General features: G+C 38.9%; 10 protein-coding genes and 1 pseudogene. 3 read left to right on the top strand and 8 right to left on the bottom strand.

What is annotated here, in order from left to right:
- The 5 genes from H5164_RS19670 to H5164_RS19655 all read right to left on the bottom strand — a co-directional run.
- Positions 1–1,229, bottom strand: a 1,229-nt coding sequence (locus H5164_RS19670; RefSeq protein WP_182757372.1) for a hypothetical protein, incomplete at its 3' end; no start/stop codon positions are given.
- A 123-nt stretch (positions 1,230–1,352) separates the two neighbouring features.
- Positions 1,353–1,487 (bottom strand): hypothetical protein, encoded by a 135-nt coding sequence (locus H5164_RS20130; RefSeq protein WP_259396889.1) that lies wholly within the window; start codon positions 1,485–1,487, stop codon positions 1,353–1,355.
- Positions 1,488–1,520: 33 nt separating this feature from the next.
- Positions 1,521–1,760 (bottom strand): hypothetical protein, encoded by a 240-nt coding sequence (locus H5164_RS19665; protein ID WP_182757371.1) that lies wholly within the window; start codon positions 1,758–1,760, stop codon positions 1,521–1,523.
- A 103-nt stretch (positions 1,761–1,863) separates the two neighbouring features.
- Complete coding sequence (locus H5164_RS19660) at positions 1,864–2,151, bottom strand: single-stranded DNA-binding protein (RefSeq protein ID WP_182757370.1); 288 nt, start codon at positions 2,149–2,151, stop codon at positions 1,864–1,866.
- A gap of 9 nt (positions 2,152–2,160) precedes the next feature.
- Positions 2,161–3,438, bottom strand: a complete 1,278-nt coding sequence (locus tag H5164_RS19655; RefSeq protein ID WP_182757369.1) for a phage/plasmid replication protein, II/X family — start codon at positions 3,436–3,438, stop codon at positions 2,161–2,163.
- Positions 3,439–3,542: 104 nt separating this feature from the next.
- On the opposite strand from H5164_RS19655, the gene H5164_RS19650 reads away from it, so the two are divergent.
- From H5164_RS19650 to H5164_RS19640, 3 genes are all read left to right on the top strand, one after another.
- Positions 3,543–3,737 (top strand): hypothetical protein, encoded by a 195-nt coding sequence (locus H5164_RS19650; RefSeq protein ID WP_182757368.1) that lies wholly within the window; start codon positions 3,543–3,545, stop codon positions 3,735–3,737.
- 349 nt (positions 3,738–4,086) lie between these two features.
- On the top strand, positions 4,087–4,305 hold the full coding sequence (locus H5164_RS19645) for a hypothetical protein (protein ID WP_182757367.1): 219 nt from the start codon (positions 4,087–4,089) through the stop codon (positions 4,303–4,305).
- Positions 4,306–4,307: 2 nt separating this feature from the next.
- Positions 4,308–4,535 (top strand): hypothetical protein, encoded by a 228-nt coding sequence (locus H5164_RS19640; RefSeq protein WP_182757366.1) that lies wholly within the window; start codon positions 4,308–4,310, stop codon positions 4,533–4,535.
- A gap of 150 nt (positions 4,536–4,685) precedes the next feature.
- On the opposite strand, the gene H5164_RS19635 is transcribed toward H5164_RS19640, so the two are convergent.
- From H5164_RS19635 to H5164_RS19625, 3 genes and pseudogenes are all read right to left on the bottom strand, one after another.
- Complete coding sequence (locus H5164_RS19635; RefSeq protein WP_182757365.1) at positions 4,686–5,846, bottom strand: zonular occludens toxin domain-containing protein; 1,161 nt, start codon at positions 5,844–5,846, stop codon at positions 4,686–4,688.
- The gene (locus tag H5164_RS19630; RefSeq protein ID WP_182757364.1) at positions 5,843–6,160 is read right to left on the bottom strand and encodes a DUF2523 family protein; all 318 of its coding nucleotides are present in this window, start codon (positions 6,158–6,160) and stop codon (positions 5,843–5,845) included. Before H5164_RS19630 ends, H5164_RS19635 begins: the two co-directional genes overlap by 4 nt.
- A gap of 1 nt (position 6,161) precedes the next feature.
- A pseudogene (locus H5164_RS19625) lies at positions 6,162–6,590 on the bottom strand (hypothetical protein); the annotation flags it as partial.

Here is a 6,590-nt window from a genome sequence, read left to right as displayed (position 1 = left end):
GTTTCTACGTCCGTTTGCCCTATAGAGTCGCCAAGAGCGGTTAAACCAGCTTCTACGCCTGTCATATCGGCATTAGAAGTTGAGCCGGATGATATTGTTGTACCTAGGGCATTAACTGAATTGATTAAAACATCTTGGTTGGCAAGTCTGATTGCTTCGCGTTCGTTTTCTTTCTTCTCTAAGTAATCTGCAACGTCTTTTTGCTGTTGAACTAATTTGTTATGGCGTTCGTCATCATTTTCTTTTTGTTTGGATGCACGGTCATTTAAAGCATCGACAATATTTGAGCCGACACATGTAATTTCTGACCCATCGACAACGCAGTCTTGTGGAGTAAATGGTGCATCAGGAGTTGTATCGACAAGGTTATTATCTAAAGGGGCATCGTCGCCGCCAACTGTGCTATCAGGGTCGGGTTGCTCTTGTTCGCTGGTAGAACAATTTTGAAAAAGCCCGCCAGTTGGGATAATTGTATCGTTACAAGTATTTTCTTCATCAACAGAAGTGAAGTTTGAATTTGATTCTACTTTACCGCCACCGCAAACTTTACCTGTTGAGGTACCAGAAGCCCATTTTGAGCCAGCATAATCGATTGAACCGGATTGAACGTTGTAAGAACAAATACCATCGCACCAAGTACCAGCGGAAGTTAAACCAAGCTTTCCATATGTTTGGATATTGCCTTGCATTTGGGTTCCGCTTTCTGGGCATTGAACAGGTAAACAAGAACCGCCAATTTCAAAGTTGTAATAGCCATCGGGACATAAGGGAATATTGGGTAAGCAAACATCCTCTGTACCGTCAGGAGCAGTCATGGGGCCTTTTTTGTACATTGGTGCATCATCGGGTGGACAAATTTTAGAACCTAAATCCTCTTTATTGGACGCGCGACCTACAATATTGATGCCAGCGTTGTAACATTCATTGGAGGCATTACAGACGTTTTCAGTAGCAGAAAGATACATTGAGCCTTCATAATCAGGTTCACCGGAACTTGGAGAAGAAAATGTGCGACCAGGGAAAGTTTGAGCTTGAGCAATGACCCAATCATAGCAATCGGTTAGAGTCATCTTAGAATCAGCTGATAGAAAAGTACGGGAAGAATAACAAGAATAAAGCGTGACACCCTGAACTTTTGGTGAAACGTAAGCTGGGTAATCAGCAGAAAGCGAAAAAAAAGAAAAAGCCGCTAAAGTGATTAACAATAACGGCTTGATTAAACGGTTCATAGACTAACCCCCAAATAAATTACGGCTTACTATGTAACCGCAGATTGCCCCTATTAACGCAATAATTGTGAAAATAAGGGCTAGTATTAAACTAGCCACTTAAAAGCCCTCTGTTATGTAAAACTAGGCTTTGCGCACGTTACGCTTAGAGATACCAATACCTTTTTCAGACATTGCAATACCTATGATGATAATGCCAGTTGCAACGATGAAAGCAGCAACAGTTGTTAAATCTACAGCAGCGAAAATATCAGCCATGTTAAATATTCCTTTTTCTAAGTTAGCCCAAAATTAGGCAAGTTTTATAACACTCTTGGCAACCTTGACTTTGTATGAAAGGAAACCAAGAAATACAACCCAACCAAAAACAAGACCAAAAACTTCTAGTACATCAGCAGGGTTAATATCAATAGCCTTGAGCGCTAAATCGTACTCAGTAGGCGTAAGTAAAATGTATCCTGTGCAATCATCAGGTGATTGTGTTGATTGGACTAAGAAGCCCTCAGAGCTGATAGAGACACATTGAGACATTAAGGTTTTTTCCTAAAACTGTAATAAATTACAAAAAAAGCAACTAAGCCACCCGAGGCAAAATTAGTGATCGAAAGCATTATTATCTCGGGTGTGCTCATAATTAAGACGCCTTAGATTCTTTTTGAGGAACTAAAACGATGCTGAAAGGATTGAGCTCAATTTTGTTGTATTTTGAAGCTTGAAAACTGGATGGATGAATTGAGTAGACACCAGCGGTATAGGCACGTTGGGATTCTTCCATTGGGATTTCGATACGAACAGGGTAACGACCGCCATTATTCATATATCCAACTTGCCAAAAAGCACGACGGTCTGACTTACCGTTTTGTCCTGCAAAAGTGCGTGATTGGATATGGCCGTCTAGAGCATCTATTTCGATTGTTAACATAATTTTTCCTTAACCTACCGCTCGTAGGTTGCTTCTGAGTTGTTCGTATAGTGGTTTTGGCTCTTGCCAGTTTTCAGGGTGTTGCTTTGAAAAGTCGACATTAATAAGGCGTATTAATGGGACTACATTGCTAGCCGCTTGAGCTTGCAAATTCTGTAAGTAAGAACGGGGTATAACGTCTGAAACTTCTTTGACGTTACGGTAAAAGGTCTTTTCAGGAGTTGTTGCTTTGATTTCTTCCCAACCCTCATTTTTAAGGCTTCGAACAAAGCGAAATAAACGATCGGCTTTTGAATAGACAACTTTTCCAGACTTAGTGACACTGAAATAATTTGCTCTAAGTACTTTTTGTACTTCATCATCGTTATATATATTCACATGCTGGCCCTCGAAAGTTTTAAATATGTCATCCCAAGCGTGTGACCATAAATATTGAATCGGGCAGTATTTTTTTTGCATATTTTCGCAGTGCTCAACAAACGATCCAACGTGAATTGGAAAGCCAAGTCTAGTTAGCATTCTTGGCAAAATGGTCGCCTCAAAACGAAGTGAATTTTTTGCAAATGCTGAAACTATAGGTGAGTTGAGAACATCTAATTGCTTTTGATATAAATCCTGCTTAGTCCGTTCTAATTTTGATTCGGTCTCTTTAATAGAATGTTGTAATTCGTGATGTTTTAAATAGGCTTTTAATTGCTTATGTCTTGATGCTGATTTACCGCCTGATGAATTTTTAGTACCCCAATAGGCGGTGGTGTCATGACTTGATTTGCTTGAACGTGTTTGACCGCTGGATAAATTACGTAGGGCGTTAATGGTGCTTCTAGCTTGGCTATCACTTTCTAAATGAGCGGTAAAAGTTACGTCAATGGCTTTGATCTCTGAGAGTTTAAAATCAAGCATGTCGGTTAATGCTGGTATAGCTAAAGTAAAAGAAGTTACTAGAGACTCAATACATAAACGGACATCACAAGAACCAAATACGTTATGGCCTTGGAGTAATTTTGCGGGGCTTGCTTTTATTTCAACAAAGGGCCAATAAGTGGAACCGCCTTGATGTATTTTAAAACTGAGAGTAGACCAACTTGATGGTAAAGACTCATAGGGATGTCTTAGAGACTCAAAATCGAATTGACCGTCATTAAAAGTAATATTCCCAGATTCTAATTTTGCACCACGAAGATGACATTCTTTTAGGTCAATAAGGCCGCTAATACGCTCTGATGAGGTATCGCCAGCGACAAATTTCTCGTTAAAAGGTATGGCAATTCGTAACATGTCAATCATTTCATAGAATCTTAGAAAGCCAGAAGATAAAGCGATGTTAGATTCTTAGATATTATTTGTCAATAATTAAGGTAATATAAAAAGGAATAATAAAGGGGTTAGTTATGCCATCAAAACACATAGACGAGAAGACTTGGCGAAAAGTCGAAAAGGAAACGGTAAGAGCCGTTGTGGCGACTAGGGAAAGCATAAAAGAATCAGAGGCTTTGAAAATCCTTATAGAGATAGGGCTTAAACATATAAGAGAAGAAGATTATGAAAAGTTTGTGGGTAATAAAAAGGGGATTCGGTCAAAATGACAGTAGAGTCCACTGTTAAAGTATGTGGACTCACGAGACCAAGGACGGGTTTTGCCATTCGGCCGTTAAACTTCAATTCGATACCATAACAAGTATAAAATCAAAAAATGTCACTAGGGCGTAGCATAATCATTTCATTGAAACATTCCATCACGCATCAACTTAAATCAAATGAACAACATCATTGTTTTAAGGCGTATCGCTCCGCTTCCATTGCAAAAAACGCAATCAAAAAACAAAAAAACAGAGTAAATTTGATTATTTTGCTATCATTTTGTTGACTTATTCTGTGGTTTTGCTATCATAAAGGGGTGGAAAGAAAACTAAATGATAGCAAAAAGGCGGATTTATGGAAAACTCAAATATTTTAAAAATCGAAAACTCAAAAAAATGTGTGTGGTGGAAATTTGAAAACATAGAATTTTACTGGGAAGTAAGAACTGGTGATGTGTTTGTGAAGGGTGATGGGGTTGAAAACAAATTAAGCTTTGCGCCAGCAGAAGAAGCGACGGCAGCTGGTGCTAGAAAAGCAATTAAACAATGGTTAGCTCAAGCATACGGGGTGTAAAAATGGCTATTACAATTAGATTAACGGAAGAACAAGAGAATTTACTAGATGAAGCTATGGTTTTGACTGGTCAAAATACGAAATCTAAATTTTTCCTTTATATGCTGGAGAATGCTGATTCTATGGTTAGAAATGATTCTGCTTTTAGACAGATAAAGTCAATTGAAGAAGATATTAAAATAAAAGAGAAAATGATTAAGAAGTTAAAAACTGGTAATCGTGATTTTTGATAGCAATATGTTTGTGCCAGGTTTAAATATTGATAGCAAAAAAAGATTACAGGTTCATGTTTTTGATAGCAATATGTTTGTGCCTGGCTTAATTATTGATAGCATTAAAACGAAAGCTAAGTGAACCCTCCCGCTTCGCGGGTCCCTCCCTTAGCTGTCGTTTTCATTAGATGGGCTAACACCAACATCGGCACTAATAACTGGTGAGTCACATGTAATCCAATCTTGATAATCACCGTATTCAACCAGTACAGCGCATTTGCCATAAACACTCACGTCATAGCCAGCCAGTTTTAAATCTGGTAATCCAATCGTAAAGATATTTTGGCCGTTTTGTGATGCGACAAAATAAATGTCTTTGTAAAGCCTGCCGCCCATTGTGTATTCGCTATATCCATCTGCATGGAGTTGAACCTTGTAGAAAGGGTGAAAGGACTTTGTTGATTTGAAGTCGGTGCGTTCTGATTGGTTTGATTGCTTTGTATAAGTCACCTTTTGTTCGATTGCTTGTTGTGGTGATGAAGATTGGATGATTGGTGTTGATTTGGTAACGGTTTGAACTTTAGGAGCTTGAACTGTTGAATCTACACTTTGATACATCATCTTTTTTCCAAGGTATAGTGCTGTTATGGTGCCGATAACTAGCATACCTATAATCAGCTTTTTACGTGGAAAAAGTGTTGCATTAATATCTTTCGATACGGCTTCATCAACAGGGGCTGATGACTGTGTGTGACTTTGGTAGAATTGAAAATATTGCTTTTTATATTCGCGTTCTTCTTCGTGTACAAAATCCTCGTTGCGTGCTGAAACGCCATGATAAGTTTTTTTAATGTAATGAGTATCATCACCGAAAACGGACTTCTTAACACAGCGCCAGCAAACTTCTATCATGTCCTTTAGATCACGATGTAATTTTTTTGGTGACTGGGTGACGATAATAATGTCATGACCATAATGGCCGTGTAGTGAAAGGTATTCTAAAACTTCGCGGTTTGCAGTTGAACCAAGACATAAATGCGCTTCGTCAACTACGAATAACGGGCCTTGTCCTTTTTCATTTTTCCAATCGTATTTTGTAAAATCCTCTGGCTTTGAGAACGGTCTAATCATGCCGTAGTCAGTGAAATTGGCTTTTACGATAATGATACGGTCAGCGACTTCTTGACTGTAAAACTTCACTACTGAGGCAAGGTTAACAGGTATGTTTGTCACGACTAACCGGCCCTCGGCAGCGCTTGGTATTATATGAAATAATACGGATTCGTAGCTTTTGCCCGCTCTTGGTCGTCCAACAATTGCGTTTATCATGATCCTAACCTCACGAATGGAATTAGCTGTAAAAACATTCTGATAATAAGTGCTGAGACTATCATCGACATTGACTCGTTAAAGCCACAAACAGCCATGTAGTACTGCGTTTCAGGTGGTATTAAGCTGAAGTACTGCAGGGGATTTAATCCAGTGAATAGATCCCCTAGCATGTCTAGAAAAAATAGAACTATTGCGAAAAGTGAATCTATTACGAAAAAGAGTAAATCTTTAAGTAAATCAACTAGTGAAATGAATATCTGATAGAGATAATCAACGAACTCATTCCATCGTGCAGCTAGCCAATCAAGCATGTTAACCCCCGAAAATTAGTGAACGACATAGAAAAGCAGTTGAGACCAAAATAATGATGCGTAAAAAGTCAAATATTCTGGGGTCTAATTCGATGTCACTACATCCAAAATCCATTAAGCCGCCAAGATTGAAACAAAACTCATAGCTTGGTGCAGAACCTGAGGCGGTAAGCTCCCAAGATTTCAAGTATTGATTCATTGATGTGTTGTCGAATGCAGCGCTATTTTTTTCCCAAACATCAGAAAAACCATTGGGGTATTCACGTTCGTAAAACGATTCGATGCCCGCTGTGGGTTCGCCGTCAGTTTCTACGTCCGTTTGCCCTATAGAGTCGCCAAGAGCGGTTAAACCAGCTTCTACGCCTGTCATATCGGCATTAGAAGTTGAGCCGGATGATATTGTTGTACCTAGGGCATTAACTGAATTGAT

It is taken from the genome of Shewanella sp. SG41-3 (assembly GCF_014164545.1).
Classification (GTDB): Bacteria; Pseudomonadota; Gammaproteobacteria; order Enterobacterales; family Shewanellaceae; genus Shewanella; species Shewanella vesiculosa.
This window is presented reverse-complemented; position numbering and strand designations above follow the sequence as displayed.

Coding starts and splice junctions, on each gene's coding strand:
- H5164_RS20130 (WP_259396889.1), bottom strand. CDS start 1,487: ATGGCTGATATTTTCGCTGCTGTAGATTTAACAACTGTTGCTGCTTTC.
- H5164_RS19665 (WP_182757371.1), bottom strand. CDS start 1,760: ATGTCTCAATGTGTCTCTATCAGCTCTGAGGGCTTCTTAGTCCAATCA.
- H5164_RS19660 (WP_182757370.1), bottom strand. CDS start 2,151: ATGTTAACAATCGAAATAGATGCTCTAGACGGCCATATCCAATCACGC.
- H5164_RS19655 (WP_182757369.1), bottom strand. CDS start 3,438: ATGATTGACATGTTACGAATTGCCATACCTTTTAACGAGAAATTTGTC.
- H5164_RS19650 (WP_182757368.1), top strand. CDS start 3,543: ATGCCATCAAAACACATAGACGAGAAGACTTGGCGAAAAGTCGAAAAG.
- H5164_RS19645 (WP_182757367.1), top strand. CDS start 4,087: ATGGAAAACTCAAATATTTTAAAAATCGAAAACTCAAAAAAATGTGTG.
- H5164_RS19640 (WP_182757366.1), top strand. CDS start 4,308: ATGGCTATTACAATTAGATTAACGGAAGAACAAGAGAATTTACTAGAT.
- H5164_RS19635 (WP_182757365.1), bottom strand. CDS start 5,846: ATGATAAACGCAATTGTTGGACGACCAAGAGCGGGCAAAAGCTACGAA.
- H5164_RS19630 (WP_182757364.1), bottom strand. CDS start 6,160: ATGCTTGATTGGCTAGCTGCACGATGGAATGAGTTCGTTGATTATCTC.